15 protein-coding genes and 1 tRNA gene are annotated in these 17,861 nt (G+C 70.7%); 9 read left to right on the top strand and 7 right to left on the bottom strand.

Translation table 11 applies throughout. The features are described 5' to 3' along the window. Nucleotides 1–32: 32 nt before the first annotated feature. The 6 genes from AAF430_02160 (at nt 33) to AAF430_02135 (ending at nt 5,838) form a co-directional block, all read left to right on the top strand. Entirely contained in the window at nt 33–1,448 is a 1,416-nt protein-coding gene (locus tag AAF430_02160; GenBank protein MEM7409023.1) for an adenylate/guanylate cyclase domain-containing protein, read from the top strand. Continuing rightward, nucleotides 1,445–2,164 carry a hypothetical protein gene (locus AAF430_02155; protein ID MEM7409022.1) on the top strand — a complete coding sequence of 240 codons (720 nt, stop codon included), beginning with the start codon at nt 1,445–1,447 and terminating at the stop codon, nt 2,162–2,164. Before AAF430_02160 ends, AAF430_02155 begins: the two co-directional genes overlap by 4 nt. Next, nucleotides 2,164–3,540 carry a hypothetical protein gene (locus tag AAF430_02150; protein MEM7409021.1) on the top strand — a complete coding sequence of 459 codons (1,377 nt, stop codon included), beginning with the start codon at nt 2,164–2,166 and terminating at the stop codon, nt 3,538–3,540. Before AAF430_02155 ends, AAF430_02150 begins: the two co-directional genes overlap by 1 nt. Continuing rightward, nucleotides 3,531–3,606 (top strand) — tRNA-Asn (locus AAF430_02145). Before AAF430_02150 ends, AAF430_02145 begins: the two co-directional genes overlap by 10 nt. 131 nt (nt 3,607–3,737) lie before the next feature. Beyond that, nucleotides 3,738–4,343 carry a TIGR04211 family SH3 domain-containing protein gene (locus AAF430_02140; protein ID MEM7409020.1) on the top strand — a complete coding sequence of 202 codons (606 nt, stop codon included), beginning with the start codon at nt 3,738–3,740 and terminating at the stop codon, nt 4,341–4,343. Between the two features lie 67 nt (nt 4,344–4,410). After that, entirely contained in the window at nt 4,411–5,838 is a 1,428-nt protein-coding gene (locus AAF430_02135) for an amidohydrolase family protein (protein ID MEM7409019.1), read from the top strand. Here the strand turns inward: AAF430_02135 and AAF430_02130 are convergent. From AAF430_02130 to AAF430_02105, 6 genes are all read right to left on the bottom strand, one after another. Further along, complete coding sequence (locus AAF430_02130) at nt 5,835–7,214, bottom strand: TIGR00366 family protein (GenBank protein MEM7409018.1); 1,380 nt, start codon at nt 7,212–7,214, stop codon at nt 5,835–5,837. The two genes, AAF430_02135 and AAF430_02130, sit on opposite strands and share 4 nt — an antisense overlap. Next, on the bottom strand, nt 7,211–8,581 hold the full coding sequence (locus AAF430_02125) for an Nramp family divalent metal transporter (protein MEM7409017.1): 1,371 nt from the start codon (nt 8,579–8,581) through the stop codon (nt 7,211–7,213). Before AAF430_02125 ends, AAF430_02130 begins: the two co-directional genes overlap by 4 nt. Nucleotides 8,582–8,615: 34 nt before the next feature. Then, nucleotides 8,616–9,842 carry a M28 family peptidase gene (locus AAF430_02120; protein ID MEM7409016.1) on the bottom strand — a complete coding sequence of 409 codons (1,227 nt, stop codon included), beginning with the start codon at nt 9,840–9,842 and terminating at the stop codon, nt 8,616–8,618. A gap of 74 nt (nt 9,843–9,916) precedes the next feature. Continuing rightward, a complete protein-coding gene (locus AAF430_02115) occupies nt 9,917–11,215 on the bottom strand; it encodes an MFS transporter (protein ID MEM7409015.1) in 1,299 nt (432 codons plus the stop codon). Nucleotides 11,216–11,240: 25 nt separating this feature from the next. Continuing rightward, nucleotides 11,241–12,470 (bottom strand): 6-phosphofructokinase, encoded by a 1,230-nt coding sequence (locus tag AAF430_02110; protein MEM7409014.1) that lies wholly within the window; start codon nt 12,468–12,470, stop codon nt 11,241–11,243. Nucleotides 12,471–12,552: 82 nt separating this feature from the next. Beyond that, nucleotides 12,553–13,491 (bottom strand): ParA family protein, encoded by a 939-nt coding sequence (locus AAF430_02105; protein MEM7409013.1) that lies wholly within the window; start codon nt 13,489–13,491, stop codon nt 12,553–12,555. A gap of 37 nt (nt 13,492–13,528) precedes the next feature. On the opposite strand from AAF430_02105, the gene kdsB reads away from it, so the two are divergent. Both kdsB and AAF430_02095 read left to right on the top strand, forming a co-directional pair. Continuing rightward, nucleotides 13,529–14,260: a 3-deoxy-manno-octulosonate cytidylyltransferase gene (kdsB, locus tag AAF430_02100; protein ID MEM7409012.1), complete on the top strand. Its 732-nt coding sequence runs from the start codon at nt 13,529–13,531 to the stop codon at nt 14,258–14,260. Between the two features lie 25 nt (nt 14,261–14,285). Next, nucleotides 14,286–15,242 (top strand): cyclase family protein, encoded by a 957-nt coding sequence (locus AAF430_02095; protein ID MEM7409011.1) that lies wholly within the window; start codon nt 14,286–14,288, stop codon nt 15,240–15,242. Nucleotides 15,243–15,266: 24 nt separating this feature from the next. Here the strand turns inward: AAF430_02095 and ftsY are convergent, their stop codons facing one another. Beyond that, nucleotides 15,267–16,544 (bottom strand): signal recognition particle-docking protein FtsY, encoded by a 1,278-nt coding sequence (ftsY, locus tag AAF430_02090; protein ID MEM7409010.1) that lies wholly within the window; start codon nt 16,542–16,544, stop codon nt 15,267–15,269. A 59-nt stretch (nt 16,545–16,603) separates the two neighbouring features. Here ftsY and AAF430_02085 point away from each other — a divergent pair, with 59 nt between their 5' ends. Continuing rightward, nucleotides 16,604–17,848 (top strand): MFS transporter, encoded by a 1,245-nt coding sequence (locus AAF430_02085; protein ID MEM7409009.1) that lies wholly within the window; start codon nt 16,604–16,606, stop codon nt 17,846–17,848. Nucleotides 17,849–17,861: the final 13 nt, after the last annotated feature.

The raw sequence follows: 17,861 nt of genomic DNA, 5'->3' as shown, positions 1-17,861 counted from the left end.
CGGTGAACCCCCGCCACCGCAGAGGCCCCCTCTTGCGATCGCTACAGGTCAAGTTCAGTGCTCTGGTCGTTGCGCTGCTGGTGACGGCCTGTGTCGGGCTCGCGGTCCTGGCGACGCAACACGAACGCCAAGCGCTCGAAGCCGAGGTCGAGAAGCGGGGACGGGCGTTGGCGTCGAGCCTCGCCGGCGCCGCGAAGGAGCCCCTGCTCGACACCGGAGGCGGTGACTTCGACCCCGAGTTGTCCCTGGAACGACTGATCCAGGAGGTCTCGGACAGCGAAGGCGTGATCGCAGTCCGGCTGCTGGGCCGCGACGGCTCGGTCGTCGCCTCGCGCGACCCCGCCGAGCGCGGCTCACCGGGCGAACCCCGCGCGACGGACCTGGCCGCCGGCGAACTCATGGCGATCGGGCGCAGTGGGCGACGCCTTTCGGTGGCGGCGCCCGTGCTCTACAGCGACGTCCGGATCGGCGAGGCGCAGGTCGAGTTCGACCTGCAGGTGCTCGTGGACCCCGTCGTCGCCAGCAACACCCAACAGCTCGCGGCGGTCGCGGTGGTGGTGGTCGTCGTCGGCGTGCTCGCCGGCACGGGCTTCGTCGCGCTGCTGGTCGGGCCCCTGCGTCGACTCCGCGTCGGCGTCGAACGACTCGCCGCCGGTGACGTCACGGTGCGCGTCCCGCCGACTTCGCGCGACGAGGTCGGGGAGCTGACGCGCGCCTTCAACGAGATGGGCGACTCGCTCGAGCAGAAGCAGAAGATCCAGCAGGCCTTCGGTCGCTACGTCGACGACTACGTCCTCGACCAGCTGCTGCAGAGCGACGCCGACCAGAAGAAGGCCGGCACCGAGCGCGACGTCACGATCCTCTTCGTCGACATCCGCCAGTTCACGCGCCTCTCGGAAGGCATGGCGGCCCACCAGGTCGTCGGCCTCCTGAACGAGTGCTTCCAGCTGATCTCGGACATCATCCTGGGCGCCGGCGGCACCATCGACAAGTTCATCGGCGACTCGGTGATGGCGTATTTCGGCGCGCCCGTCCCCCAGGCCGACCACTCGCTGCGGGCGGTGACCGCGGCGATCGAGATCGCGCGGGCGGTCGAGCGCCGCAACCTTCAGCTCGCCGCCACGCCCGACGACGCCCGGGTGCCGATGTCGATCGGCATCGGGATCCACTCGGGCAGCGTGGTCGTCGGCAACATCGGCTCCGACCGCCGCACCGACTTCACCGCCATCGGCGACGCCGTGAACGTCGCCCACCGCCTGGAAAAGCTGGCCCGCCCCGGAGAGATCCTGGTGTCCGAGGCCGTTCAGCGCGCCGTGCGCGGCGCCGCCCGCCTGCGGTTCGAAGGCGAGCGCCAGCTCTCGGGGCGCGAAGAGCCGGTGCACGTCTACTCGGTCGAGCTGACTCCCTTGCGCAGCACCGGCACCGAGAGCCGGGTCGCGCGCGCATGAAGCGACTGGCGTGGGGTTGCCTGCTATCGACGCTCGCCTGCGCGTCGCCCCCGGACATCGGGGAACGCATGGTCCGCGAAGGTGACCTCGCGGGCGCGCTCGATCATTGGCGGACCACCGATCCGGTCGCATTCGCGGACCGCATCGCAGCCGTCGAGGCCGAACGCACCGAGCTCACCGACGGCTACCTCGAACGTGCGCGCACGCTCGAAGCGGAGGGACGTCTCGCCGAAGCACTGCTCGACTACCGACTCGCGCTTGCGCTGCGACCCGACGACACCGCCACCCTCGCCCACGTGCAAGGGCTGGCGCGCGAAGTCGAGCGACAGCGCACGGCCCTCCTCGAGACCTTCCGCCAGGTGCGCGGCCGAGGCGACCTGGGCAATGCACGGGCCACGCTCGAGCGGCTGCGCAAGCTCGACCCCTTCGAGACGAGCTACCTCAGCGAGCAGCGCCAGCTGCGCGCCGACATCGCGGAAGACCGCCGACGGCGTCGTGAGCGCATCGGCGATACCCAGGCGGCCCAGGTCGAATCGCTGGTCGAAGCCGGCCGCCTGGCGTTCCGCGACGAGGAGCTCGAGACCGCGCTCGACCTGTGGCGCCGCGCGCTGGTGATGGACCCGCGCAACGAGCGCATCCAGGCCTACATCGCGCGCGCCGAGGACCAGCTCGCGAACCTCGAACGGATTCGGGCCCAACCCGAAGCAGGCAGTTAGTGCGCGGCGGGCTGCGCGGATTCGCCGGGCTCCTGTGCCTGGCCGTGGTGGGGTGCGCGACGCCGGTCCTCGACACCGAAGCGTTCTCTTGGGACCCAGGCGCTTGGTTCGGCTGGGAGGACGAGGAGTCGCTCGAGGACCCGCCTCCCACCCTGCTCTACCAGCCCCCCGCCGATCTGCCGCCGCCGGGCAGCGTCGTCGGCACGAGCGGCCAGTACCGGGAGATCCCGCTGCGCTGGGACCCGGTCCTGCGCCCGGATGTCGCGGGCTATCTGGTCGAGAGCAGCGACGCCCCCGACGGTCCCTTCCTGCTGCGCGAGATCCTGACCGACCGCGGCGTCTTGGCCTGGGTCGACCGAGGCGAAGCCGACCGCCCGCTCGGCGACGGCATCGCGCGCTACTACCGACTCCGCTCCTACGCCCACGATGGGCGCGTGGCCGCCCGTGCCTCGGAGATCGCCGTCGGCACCACGGCCGAGCTCCCGGCCCCGCCCACCGACCTGCGGGCCTACAGCCGGCAACCCCGCTCCATCCCCCTCGTGTGGGAGGCCTCCAACGATCCCGTCGTGTCGGGTTACCGGGTCGAGCGCAGCCCGCGCCCCGATGGGCCCTTCCAGCTGGTGACCGAGCTCGACGGACGGCACAACACCCACCTGCTCGACACCGGTCTCGGCAACCTGCGCGTCCTCTACTACCGCGTGTCGTCCCGCAACCTGGGTGGCCAGACCGGGCTGCCCAGCGAAGTGCTCCGCGCGGTCACGAAACCCGAGCCCCTGCCGCCCGTGGGTCTGGAGATCGTCGAGCGGCGCCTGGGCACGATCGCGCTGCGCTGGCAGCCGAACGTCGAGAGCGACCTGCTGCTCTATCGCTTGCTCCGCTGGCGCGGCGAGGAAGGCCCCGAGCCCGTGATCTCGGTCGGAGCCCAGACCACGGAGGCCCTGGACACCGAGGTCGGTGCCGGAGAGACCGTCGCCTACGCCCTGGTGGCCGTGGATCAGGACGGCCTGGAGAGCCGCCCCTCGGAGCCCGTGATCGCCGAATCCCTCGGCTACGAATGGCTGGCCACGGCCAGTGCCGGCGGCGTGCGGCTCCAGTGGAATCCGCGACCCGCCGAAGGGTTCGTCCGGGCCCGCATCGAGCGGTCGAGCTGGCCTTGGGGAGAGGAGACGGCGACCACCCGCGATTCCGAGCACCTGGACCGAGAGGTCGTCCCAGGACGCCACTACCGGTACGTGATCGTGCTGGAGAGGGAGGATGGGGAGTCCGCCCCGCCGTCTCGGCCGGTGGAGGTCACGGTGCCCGAGCCGGGCGCGCCGTTCGTTGAAATCCCGCCCCCAGCCTCTAGAATCCCCCCGCCCGACAGCATTCCCCGGTAGCTCAGCTGGCAGAGCAAGCGGCTGTTAACCGCTGGGTCGTAGGTTCGAGTCCTACCCGGGGAGCCATGCTGACGGCACGCGATGAGCGAACGCGGGGGTGGGGCGTTTCGGCTGTGCGCGGAACGTGTGCGACTCCCCGGCGCCTCGCCGATGCAAGGGGGTCGAGACGAATGCGGCAGCGAGCCCAGGGTCGGGAAGTGGCAACCCAAGAGGGGGCGCACCCCGCACGGGTCACCCACCCCTTCCACCTTTCCACCCTTCTGTGGATCGCCGTGGGAATCGGTTTGCTCTTCGCGGCGCCGGCAACGGCCCAGCAGGCGTGGGTCAAGGACGAGCTGCGGCTCAACCTGCGCAGCGGGGCGGGTACCCAGTTCCGGATCAAGGGCGTCGTCACCTCGGGAGACGAGGTCACCGTGCTCGCGCCGTCGCGCAACGGCTGGACCAAGGTGCGGGTGAAGGAACTCGGCGAGGGCTGGATACCCGAGGGCTTCCTCCAGGAAGAGCCCACTGCCGGGCTGCGTCTCGCGAAGTCCGAATCCGAGACGGCCGAGTTTCGCTCCCAGTTCACGGGCCTGACCGAGCGCGTGAAGGAGCTCGAGACGACCAACGCCGAGCTGGCGGGCACCGACGCCGGCCAACGCGCCGAGATCGAGACCCTCACGCGCGAGAACCTCGAGCTGAAGGCTGGCGCGCGCTGGCCCGAGTGGATCACAGGGGCCGGCATCCTGACCGTCGGGATGGTGATGGGCGCGGCACTCCACAGCCTCAACGGTCGGCGCTCCCGCCCGCGCATCCGCCTCTAGTCCGGCGGGCCGCCCAAGGCTTCCCGTTCCCACCCCGTCCAGGAGTAGACTGGCCGGGGAGGAAGCCATGACCACGTTCGACCCGCGCGCCCTCGAGCGCATCCGCGCCGGCCTGGATCACCCCATCATCGATGGGGACGGCCACATCATCGAGTTCATGCCCGCCGTGCGCGAGCAGATCGTGCGCCTCGGAGGGGAGTCGGCAGCGGAGGTCATCGATGGCTTCCTCGCGGCGCCGAAGTTGGCGCGCACGCTCGACCTCGAGACGCGGCGCGCGCTCGGCATGTACCGCATGAGCTGGTGGGCCCTTCCCGCCGAGAACACCCTCGACCGCGCGACCAGCATGCTGCCGAGCCTGCTCGACGAGCGCCTGCCCGAGCTCGGCATCGACTTTGCGCTGGTGTATCCGACCCTCGGACTGATGATCACGGCGATCGAAGATGCGGATGCGCGTCGCGCGGTGTGTCGCGCGTTCAACCACTACTACGCCGACGCCTTCGCGTCCCATCGCGAGCGACTCGCTCCCGTCGCGGTCATTCCGATGCATACGCCCGAAGAGGCGGTGGAGGAGCTCGAGTACGCCCACGGCCTGGGCCTGCGGGCCGCCGTGCTCGAAGGCCACGTCCACCGGCCGCTGCCCGGGAAGAACGAATCGCGCGTGGCCCGCTGGATCGACAGTTTCGGCCCGGACGAACCCGACGCCTACGACGCGGTCTGGCAGCGCTGCCTCGACCTCGGGATCTCCCCTACCTTCCACTCCAGTGGCATGGGCTGGCCGAGCCGCGCGTCGCTCACGAGCTATGTCTTCAACCACCTGGGCAACTTCGCCGTGGCCGGCGAGACCACCTGTCGGTCCCTGTTCCTGGCGGGGGTGCCCCATCGCTTCCCCACCCTTCCCTTCGCCTTCCTCGAAGGGGGCGCGGCCTGGGGCGCGAACCTCTACTCGGACATGCTCGGCCACTTCGAGAAGCGCGGCGCCCACGCGCTCGGCGGACTCGACCCGTCGCGCATCGACCGCGGGGAGATGAAGGCGCTCTTCGAGAAGCACGCGCCCGAGGCCTTCCGCCGCCATCTCGACCGCCTGGGCGAGGGGCTCGCCGTCCTCTCCGACCCCGAGGAAGACCCGGCGACCCTCGACGAGTTCCGACACGCGGCCATCGAGAAGCCCGAAGACGTCCGCCGCGTCTTCGCCGACCAGTTCTACTTCGGCTGCGAGGCCGACGACCCGATGAACGCACTCGCCTTCGACACCAAGACGAACCCGCTCGGCGCGCGCCTGCAGGCGATCTTCAGCTCGGACATCGGACACTGGGACGTGCCCGACATGCGCTGCGTGCTGCTCGAAGCCCACGAGGCCGTCGACGACGGGAACATGAGCCCCGAGGACTTCCGCCGCTTCACCTTCTCGAACGCGGCGTCGCTCTTCACCGCCACGAACCCGGACTTCTTCGCCGGTACCGCCGTCGAGAGCGCGGTCGCGAGGGAACTCGCCTAGAGCCGCGGCGGGATCCAGAGCATGGCCAGCGTCGCGACCGCGAAGCAGGCCAGCGCGATCAGGAACGTGTACCCGACCACGTCGCCGAAGCGCAGTCGCGTCACCGAGAGGATCGGGATCGCGAAGAAGGGCTGGATCAGGTTCGTCGTGGAGTCGCCGTAGGCGTAGGCGAGCAGCACGGTCACGACGGACACATCGAGTTCGACGCCGGCCGGGATGAGGTACGGCGCCTCGATCAACCACTTCGAACCCGCCGAGGGCACGAAGAGGTTCATCAGACCCGAGTAGACGTAGACGATGAACGGGTAGCTGCCTTCCGAGCCGAAGGTCGCGAAGAGATCGCCGATCCAGGTACCGAGCTCGGTGTTCTGCATCAGACCGAAGATCCCGGCGTAGAACGGGAACTGGATGATGATGCCCCAGGCGGCGTCGACGCCCTGGCGGCAGGCCCGCAGGAAGGAGACCGGCCGGCCGTGGAGGAGCAGCGCGGCGACCAGGAACACGGCGTTGTACGCGTTGATCGTCCACGAGGTGCCGAAGCCGTGCTTCCAGATGGCGTAGCCGAGCGGGTACGCGAGCAGCAGCGCGGCGAGCCACACCCAGCCGCGGAACGACTCGAGGCGTTCGGCGGGGGTCGTCGGGGCGGGCGGCTCTTCGGGCGGCGCCGGCAGGATCGCATCGACCTGCGCCGGCGAGAGCGTGACGGCGCCTTCGCGCGGGTGCAGCAGCACCGCCACGACGAGCCCGGTGAGACCGATCACCACCAGGAACGCGAGGTTGAACGGCGCGAAGAGCGTCTCGGTCACGGGGTACAAGCGATCGACCACCGCGGCGCCGCGGCTCGGCTCGAGCAGCGGGTTGCCCGGCGTGGCCAGGATCAGCGGAGCCGAGCCCGACAGCCCGCCATGCCAGACGGTTCCGAGCCCCAGGTACGCGCCGGCGATCAGCACGCGGATGTCGGTGTTCGGGTTGCGTCGCGCAATGAAGGGCACGAAGAGCGCGCACGACACCAGGCAGAGCGCCCAGTTGAGGTAGCCCGTGACGAGCGAGAAGACGCCCGCGAGGAGCACCGCCTGGGCCGGACGCTCGGGATCGGGCAGCGCCGCCAGGCGATCGAGGAGCGCGAACACGGGACGCGACGTGACGCAGGCATGCGCCGCCACCATCGCGAGCGTGAACTGCATGGCAAGGGTCAGGAGGACCCAGACGCCGTCGCCCCAGGCGAGCACCGACGCCTCGACGCCCACTCCGGCGCCGCCGATCGCCAGAGCGAAGGCGACCACCGTGAGCAGCATGCAGATCACCCACGAATCGGGCACCCAGCGCTCGGTGAACCGCGAGAGCGCGGCGCCGGTTTTGCGCAGCAGGTCGATCATGAGCCGCCGAGGCGATCCACCAGCGTCACGACGCTGAAGTAGCCGAAGAAGAGGAAGGTCAGGACGAGCGCCCCGATCCGCAGCGGCGAAGGACGCAGCGGCGGGCGTAGGCTCGTGGTGTTGAGAACCAAGAGCAGCCCCGAGTACACGAACATCACGATGCCGTTGAGCGCGGCCGAGAGCACGATCAGCGTGAGAGGCTGATCGAAGCCGAGGATGAGCACGAAGATCCCGAAGGCGATCAGGGTCCAGACCGCTGCGAAGTAGAGCCGCGACGCCGCGACCCGTCTTTCGAGCCAGAAGGCCAGCACGTCCGACGACACCCGGGCCACCGAGTCGAGCAGCGCCAGCTCGGTCGAGAAGAGCACGGCGACACCGAGGAACAGGAAGCCGAGGCGGCCGGCCTCGCCGAAGCGCTCACCGATCGCGCTCGCCTCGGCGTCCAGGAAGTCGAACTCGGCGCCCACCGGCGCGCCCGGCTCGAGGAGCGCCGCGGCGAGCAGACAGAAGAGCGCGAGCGTACCCAGCGCGAGCACGTAGAAGGAGCAGAAGTGCTCGAGGTTCGTACGGCGCCACCACACCCGCCAGCGCGCGAAATCCTCGTCGCTGCCGCCGATGACGCGGCCCACCACCCCGGTCGCCTCGTCGCGGCCGGTGAGCGGGCTGGTGATGCGCCCGATGTAGGCGCCCATGCCGTAGCCCTTGTCCTTCACGTAGTTGGACTGGGTGAGGTTGCCCGTGCCCCCGACCCCGGCGAAGGCCAGCGCCCCGAGGAGCATCGGCCAGTGCACGCCGTCGGGGACGGTCCCGACCCGCCAGGCGCCGTCGGCGAGCGCTGCCACGTGGGACCCCTCGACGACGGCCAGCGCGAGCACCACGGCGGCCACGGCGATGATCCCGACCAGCACCAGCTGGATCGTCTCGACGGTGCGGTACACGACCGGACCGACGGACAGGACCACCCCGCACAGCACCAGGCTGGCAGCCGCCATCCAGGGGACGCTGCCCCCGAACTCCCACGAGACGAGGGTGGCCGCGCCGGTGGCCCAGCCGGGCCACACCCAGGGAACCGTCGCGCAGACGAAGAAGACCGGCGCGAGCGCCCGGTGCAGACGCACGAACCCGATCACCGCGCTCTCGCCGGTGGCCAGGGTCCAACGCTCGATCTCCATGTTGAGAAAGAACTGGAGCGTCACGCCGACCCAGCACGCCCAGAAGAGCACGAACCCCCACTCGGCGGTGAGCCGGGGCCAGAGCACGAACTCGCCGCTGCCGATCGAGAGTCCGACCAGGACGATGCTCGGCCCGAGCATGCGCCGCAGCGGCGGCGCTTCGGGCAGCGGTGCTGCCTCCGGCGCCGGGAGCACCCCGGTCGGGACGCGAACCGGAGACGCGTCGCCCTCAGACGTAGGCGAGGGGCTCCGCATCGCCGCGCAGATAGGCCGAGACGACGCAGCAGCCGAAGTCGGCCGCGCGCACCACCAGCTCGGTGTCGACGTGCTCCGGCAGGTCGTCGCGCTCGCGCGGCCTCGCCGGATCGATCGCGGGCAGGAGGGTCGTGAGCGTCAGCACCTGCGCTCCCGCCCGCGCGAACACCTGCCCGTCGGTGTCGGTGGAGAGCGTTCCAGGCTTCACGACGCCGTACGCATCACTCGCGCTGACCCGGCGTGCGAGCTCGGTGAGCATCGGCGGATAGGCGACCGCCTCGAACCCGCCCTCGCTCTGCACCCAGTGCAGCTCCCCCGCGCCCAGCCCCTCGAAGTGCACGAAGGCCGTGCGATCCGACAGCCACTCGGGGTGAGCGGCGAGCAGCGCCTGGGCCCCCGCGCTCCCGACCTGACTCGCGCCCGCCGCCGCACACCACAACTCGACATCGGGAGGCAGCTGGGCCGCGAGCTGTTCGGTCGCCGTGAGCATGGCGGCGATGCCAGCGGCGTTGTCGGCTGCACCGGGTGTGCTGGCGGCGCGCGCCCACTCGAGACCGCCGAGGCTGCCGATCGCGCACAGTCCACCCACCAGGAACCGCGCGACCGCAATCGCCCCGCCGTCGGCCCCGAGCGCCGCGGATGCGGCCACCGCGCTGGTGACGGCCAGCAGCGCGATCGGCACGACCGCCGACCGGGCCGCGCCGACGCTCGGGTCGAGTCGACTTCCGAAACGGCGTTCGAACAGACGCCCCGGGGTCGGCGCGTCGAGTGTTGCGGTCAAGACCACGCGCCGCCTCGGGCGGTCGGCGCCGACGCGCGCCACCACGTTGTGGGTCGCGCGACGCGGGATCCAACGCGACAGCCCCGGCCGCCCGGTGCGTGTCTCCCGCCACAGCGAGAGAGTGGCCGCCGCGACGAGCGCCAGCCCGGACCATCCGCCGAGCCAGCTGCCGAGGGCCGCGAGCCCCAGGTGCAGCGCCAGGTTCCAACCCGGATGTGGCCGTGACGGCGCCTTGGGGCGCTCGATCTCTTCGAGGCCGAGGTCTCGCAGCCAGGCTTCGACGCGCTCGCCGGCCTCGCGCTCCCCGGCGCTACCCGCCTTGCGGTGGGGCAACTCGGCCAGCATCCGAATCCAGTGGAAGGCGCGGATCTGGCGCTCGAGACTCTTCTCGCCCCCCTCGGGTCGAGTCACTTCCTGCACGGAGCATCTCTTCTTCACAGGAGGAGAAGAAGCTCACCCCCCGGAGAGCGGTCTCGCACACCGGGGGAGTGAAGTCAACCAGACTTCGGCGGCTCGTCGCCGCTGATCTGTTCGAGTTCGCGGCGACTCGTTTCGGGCACCATCCACACGACCACGGCCGCCAGCAGCGACACCCAGACCACGGCGCGCACCGCCGGAATGGCGCCGCCAAAGCGCTCGGTGAGCGCGGACACCAGGAACAGGGCGGCCGCCGATCCCAACGTGTCGACGAGTTGCAGGAGCCCCGACGACGTCCCGCGGAAGGCGGTCGGAAACAGCTCGGTCGCCAGGGCCCGCGCGATCGTCAGACCGCCCATCATGCTGAACGACATCGGGATCCAGAGCGCGGGCAACCAGACCGACGGAACCACGTAGAACCCGATGGCCAGCGCCGGGAACGCCGCGAAGAACAGGCAGCCGATGGGCCGTCGGCCGAATCGATCGGCGAGGCGACCGGCGATCGGGTGACCCAGCACGCCGATGACCCCGGCGACGAGCAGCATCGCCGAGTACTGCCCGGGCGCCCAGCCGTGATCCTGTTGGACGAAGTAGGCCGAGTAGTTGTACGCCGCCGCGATGGCGCCCACCGAGCTGCCGCCGATCACCGCGATTGCCGCAGCGCGCCCCGGGAAGACGCGCACCAGGTCGTAGAGCGGCCGCCACCACGCGCTCTGGGCGGCGGCTTCGGCCTCGGCCCCGAAGCGCGCGGTCTCCGGGACGTTGCGGCGCAGGATCGGCAACACCAGGAGCGGCACGACGCCGACCAGGTACATCGCGCGCCAGCCGAAGGGCAGCACGTCGATCGCCGCAAAGATGAGCGCCGACAGACCCACGCCGAAAGCGCCGAGCGCCCCGAGAATGCCGATGCCCCAGCCCCGGTGCTCCGCGTGCAGCTCCTCGGCCACGATCACGTAGGCGGTGGCCGCTCCGATCACCATGCAGAGCCGTGAGAACATCTGGAACGCCACGAAGACCGTCGCGTCCGGTGCGAAGGCCGAGAGCGTGGTCGCGGCGCTCATGCCGAACACCGAGAGCAGGAACATCCGGCGGCGCCCGAAGCGATCCGCGAGCGGCAACAGCAGGATCGCCGGTACGGCGCCGAGCCGCACCCAGCCCAACAGGTTGCCGATCTCGGCCTCGGCCAGCGCGAAGCTCGCGGCGATCTGTTTGATCGCCTGGGTGAGCATCGCCTGGTCGTAGTTCTCGAAGTAGATCGCGAAGGCGACCGCGCCGAGAATCCGCAGCTGGGCGTCGTTCACCTCTGCCGGCACCCGACCCAGGAAGGGCGGAATCCAGATCGGGTTGCGACGAGCGGGAGGCGTCGGCGCGCTCACGCGCGTCGCGCCGGGCCGAATCGAATCACAGCGGCTTGTAGCGTTCCTTCGCCTCGTCCGGCGTCAGCCCGCCGGCGGCGGCGATGGCGGCGAGGGTGGTGGGATCGGCCAGATCGTCGGCGGTGACCCGTTCCTGGAGCGCGAGGGCGTTCTGGTAGGAATCGGACTGGATGTCGACGCCCCGCACACGCGACTTGTTGGTGGCCGGATCGATGATGCTCTGGAACGGCACCGGCACGATCTTCCCGGCCTGCCGGGTAATGAGCACGGCCGAGTTGCCGGCGAGCAGCGTGTCCACGGCGCCCACCCCGAGATCGCGGGTGTAGTCGCGATCGAAGGCCGTCGGGTAGCCGCAGCGCAGCTCGTAGCCCACGTCCTTCTCGCCGATCGTCACCTTCACGCCGCGCGCGGCGAGGGAGTCGGCGACGGCGGTTCGCAGCACGCGCGCCAGCGGAACCTCGGCGAGTCGAATGTGGCCGTGCTCGTCGCGGGGCACGCCTGCGAGCAGCGGGTCGGCCGGGTCCATCGCCGACGCGACGCCCTCCGCGATGATCGCGACGCCGTCCGGCCGCCCGGAGGCGAGCCGCTTCACGATCGCGCCCTCGAGCGTGCGCACCACGTCGTCGATCGCGATCGGAGCGTTCGGAAACTCTTCCGGGATCAGGGTGATCGGCGCGCCCGCCGCCTTCCCCGCACCGAGGGCCAGGTGGCCCGCCGAGCGGCCCATCATCACGATGAAGAACCAGCGGTTCGTGGTGTTCATGTCCATCGCGATGCGCTCGACCACCGTCGTGCCGTGCTCGCGGGCCGTCTCGAAGCCGAAGGTCGGTACGCCGTCGGGTAGCGGCAGGTCGTTGTCGATCGTCTTCGGCACATGGACGACCTTGATACGCCCCTGGGCCGCCTCGGCCACCCGGTTCGACGAAGACGCGGTGTCGTCGCCGCCGATCGTGATCAGGTGGTCGATACCCAGCGTGTCCAGCGACTTCACCACCGCGTCGAGGTGCGCCTGCTGCTTCGTCGGGTTCGCGCGTGACGTGTGCAGGATCGAGCCACCCTCGAGATGGATGCGCGCGACGTCGCCCAGCGACAGATCGCGGACGTGGCTCGTGTCGCCTTCCATCACGTGTGAGAAACCGTCCATGATGCCGAGCACCCGATGGCCGAGTCGCAGCGCGCGCGTCGCCGCGGCGCCGATCACGCCGTTGATCCCGGGTGCCGGGCCCCCACCCACTGCGATTCCGAACGTGCTCATCGATCCTCCACGAGATTGGCCCCACGAGACTGGGATGGGGAGAAGGGGAAGGTGCGTTGCGGGGCCGCCGTCGAAGCTCCGGTCAGCGGCGCCAGGGTGCGACCCAGCGGGACGTCCCCGCCGCGGCGGGACGGGTAGCGCGTTCGGGGTCGGCTCCCCAGAGTTCGTCCTCGGATCCGCCCCCTCCCCCGTCGGGCGTGCCTCTCACCTCGTCGGGTGCGAGATCCAGCCGATCCGCGAGGCCCAGATCGGCCAGCACCTCGCTGGTCACCTCGCGGAGCTGCCCGTGGACCGCGGTGCCCTTCGCGTGGTGCAGGATCGAGAGCGGTTTGCTGCCCGCCGAATTCAGGCTCTCGACCCGCGGGCTGCGCGAGAGCGGCGTCTTGCAGTAGCGCCACCCCCGGCGCAGGACTTCGTCGCAGAGCCTTCGGAAGAGCGTGCCGCCGTCGGTCCCGCCGACGCGGCTGCGACGATCGACCAGCGTGAACACGACCCGAGCGCGATCGGCGCCGACGCCGATCCGCTCGAGCAGCCGGAAGATCTTCGCGGCCTCTTCGAGGGACGCCCAATCGGCGATCGGGACCAGGATCCGATCGGCCGCCTGGTAGGCGTTCTGGGTGAGGGCTTCGAGGTCGCTCTTGGTGTCGAGAATCACGAGCCCGGGCCAGGCGGTCTGCTCGAGGATGCGAGCCAGGGTCTTGTCGTCACCGGCACGCACCTTGAGCATCGACAGGTCCGGCGGCGAAGGCACGAAGTGCACGCCGTACTGCCCGAGCTGCAGGGTGCTGCGCAAGCTGCGCTCGGCCCACCCATGCTTCAGGTTCCCGTCCCCCGGTTGGGGCGGTCGCAGGCCGAACATGCGATCGATCGTGCCCTGGTCGTCGAGTCCGACGAGCAGCACGGGCAGGTCTTCGTTCAGCGCGCGCGCGTAGATCGCGAGGTTGGTGGCCAGGGTCGTCTTGCCCACCCCGCCCTTGTTCGACGAGACGGTGACGACGGGGCCGCGGGGGGAGGGGGCCATGTCTGCGGGGAAGGTACCCTTCGGGTAGCATGGCGTCATGCAAGCGGTGGGCGTGATTCCGTCGCGCTACGGCGCCTCCCGCTTCCCGGGCAAGCCCCTGGCCCCGATCGCCGGCCGCCCGATGATCCAGCGCGTCTGGGAAGGGGCCCGCACGGCGAAGCGCCTCTCGCGCGTGGTGATCGCGACCGACGATGCCCGCATCGCCGACGCGTGCCGCGCCTTCGGGGCCGACGTGGTGATGACCCGCGACGACCACCCGAGCGGCACCGACCGCATCGCCGAGGTGGCGCGGCAGCTGGAGACGGACCTCGTCATCAACGTGCAGGGCGACGAGCCGCTGATCGAGGGCTTCGTGATCGACGCCGCCGTCGAGGCCTTGGAGCGCGCCCCGGACGCCCCGATGGCGACGGTGGTGCACGCGCTCGACCCGGCCTTCCGAGACGATCCCAACCGGGTGAAGGTGGTGCTCGACGGCCAGGGACGCGCGCTCTACTTCAGTCGCAACGCGATCCCCCACGTGCGCGCGGGCCAGCCCGACCCGACACTCTGGCAGCACGTCGGGCTCTACGCGTATCGACGCGATTTCCTGCTGGCGTACGCCGACCTTCCACCTACGCCGGCCGAGCGTGCCGAAGGGCTCGAGCAGCTGCGCGCGCTGGAGAACGGTCACGCCATCCAGTGCGCTGTGGTCGAAGGCTGGGAGAGCGTGGCCGTCGACGTCCCCGAGGACGTCCCGCGGGTCGAAGCGCGACTGGCGGAGGCGCCGTGACCGCGAAAACGGCGGTAGACGGCTAGTGGCCGCGCCCCTCGATGCGACCACCGTCCGCGACTGGGGTCGCCAGTTCTCGAACTGGGGACGCTGGGGCGAGGACGATCAGCGCGGCACGCTCAACTTCATCACGCCCGATCGCGTGCTCGCGGCGACCCACCTGCCGCGCAGCGGCGAGGTGTTCTCGTGTGCCCTCCCCTTCGACCAGCGGGGTCCCCAGACCGGTCGCGGCCCCCGCCACAACCCGATCCACTACATGCTCTCGGACGGTGGCGACGCCCTGGCCGGCGCCCAGGACCGCATCCCCGGCGGCTTCCGCTACGCCGACGACGCCGTGATCATGCCGCTCCAATGCGGCACCCAGTGGGATGCTCTCGCCCACGTCTCCTACGACGGCAAGCTCTACAACGGCTATGCCGCCAGCGAGGTCACGAGCCGTGGCGCGGCGAAGAACGCGATCCAGCAGTTCGCGGACGGCGTCGTGGGGCGCGGCGTGCTGCTCGACCTGCCGCGCCACCAGGACGTGCCCTGGCTCGAGCCGGGCACCGCGATCCTGCCCGAGGAGCTCGACGCATGCGCCGAGGCGTCGGGGGTGACCGTCGAGACCGGCGACATCCTGTTGGTACGGACCGGCCAGATGATGCGCTGCCTCGAAGCGGGCTCGTGGGAGGGCTACTGCGGCGGCGACACGCCCGGGCTTTCGATGCGCTGCGCGCGCTGGCTCCACGAGCGTCAGGTCGCCGCGGTCGCGACCGACACCTACTGCGTCGAGGTGATTCCCCATGAGACGCCCGACTGCTTCATGCCGCTGCACATGATCGCCCTGCGCGACATGGGGCTGCTCCTGGGCGAGATCTTCCAGCTCGAACGGGTGGCCCAGGCCTGCGCCGAGGACGGACGCTACGCGTTCCTGTTCTCGGCCCCGCCGCTGCCGATCACCGGTGCGGTGGGCTCACCGATCAACCCGCTCGCGATCAAGTAGTCGCAGCGCCGAGGCGTCGCAGTCCTACGCATCGAAGAGCGCGTCGACGAACTCTTCCGAGTCGAAGTCGCGCAAGTCCTCGACGCCCTCGCCCACGCCGACGTAGCGAACGGGAATCGCGAAGGCGTCCGCGAGGCCGACGATCACCCCGCCGCGTGCCGTGCCGTCGAGCTTCGTGAGCACGAGTCCGGTGACCGGAGCCACTTCGGTGAAGAGCTTCGCCTGGCTGATCGCGTTCTGGCCCGTGTTCGAATCGAGCACCAGCAGCGTCTCGTGGGGCGCCCCCTCGAGATCACGACCGATCACGCGCGTGAGTTTCGCCAGCTGCTCCATCAGGGGCTTCTTCGTCTGGAGCCGTCCGGCCGTGTCGATGATCGCGACGTCGACCTTGCGGGCCACCGCGGCCTTCACCGTGTCGAAGGCCACCGCGGACGGGTCTCCCCCCGGCGTGCCGGCGATCACTTCACATCCCACACGCTCGCCCCAGACCTGCAGCTGCTCGATCGCCGCGGCGCGGAAGGTATCGCCCGCACCGAGCAGCACGCTGTGGCCGGCGCCCGCGTAGCGCGCGGCGAGCTTGCCGATCGTGGTCGTCTTCCCCGAGCCGTTCACGCCGAGCACGAGAATCACGTGGGGCTGGGCACCGACCGTGAGACCCGGGTCCCCCTGGACCCGGCGCAGCTTCTCGGCGATCGCCTCGCGCAGGATTCCGCGCACCGCCGAAGCGTCCCCCCCCCGCCCTTCGCGACGCACGCGCTCGAGGAGCTCATCGGCGGTCTGCACGCCGAGGTCGGCGTCGAAGAGCAGTTGCTCGAGCTGGTCGAGCAGATCGTCGTCGACGCTGCCTCCACCGAGGATCTTCCCGAGCCCGCCGACGAGCGCATCGCTGGTGCGCCGCAGCCGATCGCGCAGCCGCGCGGGAGGCGGCGGCTCCGGCGCCACCACCGGTTCTGGTTCGGGAGTCGGTTGGGGCTCGGGCTCGGGAACCGGTGCGGGCTCGGGCTCGGGAACCGGTGCGGGCGTGGGCTCGGGCGCAGCGACCGGCTCGGGTGCACTCTCGACCGGCGCTGCGACGGGCTCGGGTGCGACCGCGGGCTGGCCCTCGGCCTCGACGACCGGAGCGCGGGTCGCGGGCGGTGCCGGTGACGCGGCGTCATCGTAGACGCCTTCGCCCCAGCCCTCCTGGGAGCCGAAGAGGCTGCCGAGCCCCCATACCAGGAGGGGCACCACGGCGCCGACACCGATCACACCGATCGGGTGCGCGAGGGCCCAGGAGCTGAACGCGTCGAGGAAGGCTTCCATGAGGGCGCGGAACATACCATTCCCGATTGCCTATGCTCCGCGGCGTCCGAGGCCTGTGCATGTCCGTCCGCACCGACGCCCCACCCCATTCGCCGACCGCCGCCGCGTCGCCCTACGCAGGGCGGCGCATCGCGTGGCTCGCAGTCCTCGCGGTGCTGATGTTGGTACCGGTCACCCTGCCCGTGACCGTGTTGCGGGGCCTCGTCCAGGAGCGCTTCGCGGTCTCCGAGTTCCTCACCTCACTGTTCATGTCGATCAACATGATCGGTGCGTTCCTGGCGGCACCCCTGGCAGGCGCGGCAGCCGATCGCTTCGGCCGGCGCGTTCCCTTCATCGTCAGTGCGCTCGCGCTCGACGCGCTGCTCTTCTTCGCGCTGACCCTCGACGTCACGTTCCCGGTCTTCCTGGCGCTGCGCTTCGCCGAGGGATGTACCCACATCATCGCCCTCTCCCTGCTGCTCGGGCTCGCGAGCAACGCGCGCGACGCGGAGCAGCGCGGTCGCGTGATGGGCCTCGTCGGCGGCGGAATCACGCTCGGCGTCGCGCTGGGCGCGCCCCTCGGTGGTGTGATCGGCGCCGAGAATGCCCTGGTCCCGCTCTACGTCGGGGGCGCGCTGGTGGCGTTGGCCGCGTGCGTCGCCGCGGTCGTGCTTCGCGAGGTGCAGGGCGACGAGCGACGCCCGGGCCTCGGCGAAATCTTGGCCACGATCCGGGAACACCGACTGCTGCTGGCACCCCTCGCCTTCGCCTTCGCCGACCGCTTCACCGTCGGCTTCTATACGACGACCTTCTCCTTGTTCCTGTCTCGCATCCACGGGCTGTCACCACCCCAGATCGGCCTGCAGATGGCGCTCTTCATGCTGCCCTTCGCCCTGCTCTCCTACCCCTTCGGCCGGCTGTCCGAGCGCGTCTCGCGCGTCGGCATGATCGCAATCGGCAGCGCGATCTACGGCGTCGCCACGATCGCGGTCGGCTTCTGCCCGGCGCCCGTTCTGCCCTTCTTGATGCTCGGCCTCGGCGTCGTCTCGGCGGTGATGTTCGTACCGAGTCTGCTGATCACCTCCGACGCCACGCCCGAGGCCGTCCGCACGACGTCGATGGGCGCGTTCAACGCGGCCGGGTCCCTGGGCTTCATCATCGGGCCGCTGGTCGGCGGCTGGGTGAGCGAGAGCGTCGCGGCGAGCGCCGGCTGGGCCCAGGGCTACCGGGTGGCCTTCGGCGTCGCCGGCGTCTCGGAACTCGTCTGCGTCGCCGTGAGCCTGCCCTTCCTGCTGCGCCTGGTGCGCATGGGCAAGACGACCTGAACCGCTCGCGCGG

Source organism: Myxococcota bacterium (genome assembly GCA_039030075.1).
In the GTDB taxonomy this organism is placed as follows: Bacteria; Myxococcota_A; UBA9160; order UBA9160; family SMWR01; genus JAHEJV01.
The sequence above is the reverse complement of the archived record's forward strand: the minus strand, read 5'-3'. Positions and strand labels throughout refer to the sequence as shown.

Excerpts from the sequence above, each read along its gene's own strand:
- AAF430_02155 (MEM7409022.1), top strand. The coding sequence starts at position 1,445 with ATGAAGCGACTGGCGTGGGGTTGCCTGCTATCGACGCTCGCCTGCGCG.
- AAF430_02135 (MEM7409019.1), top strand. The coding sequence starts at position 4,411 with ATGACCACGTTCGACCCGCGCGCCCTCGAGCGCATCCGCGCCGGCCTG.
- AAF430_02130 (MEM7409018.1), bottom strand. The coding sequence starts at position 7,214 with ATGATCGACCTGCTGCGCAAAACCGGCGCCGCGCTCTCGCGGTTCACC.
- AAF430_02110 (MEM7409014.1), bottom strand. The coding sequence starts at position 12,470 with ATGAGCACGTTCGGAATCGCAGTGGGTGGGGGCCCGGCACCCGGGATC.
- AAF430_02105 (MEM7409013.1), bottom strand. The coding sequence starts at position 13,491 with ATGGCCCCCTCCCCCCGCGGCCCCGTCGTCACCGTCTCGTCGAACAAG.
- kdsB (MEM7409012.1), top strand. The coding sequence starts at position 13,529 with ATGCAAGCGGTGGGCGTGATTCCGTCGCGCTACGGCGCCTCCCGCTTC.
- ftsY (MEM7409010.1), bottom strand. The coding sequence starts at position 16,544 with ATGGAAGCCTTCCTCGACGCGTTCAGCTCCTGGGCCCTCGCGCACCCG.
- AAF430_02085 (MEM7409009.1), top strand. The coding sequence starts at position 16,604 with ATGTCCGTCCGCACCGACGCCCCACCCCATTCGCCGACCGCCGCCGCG.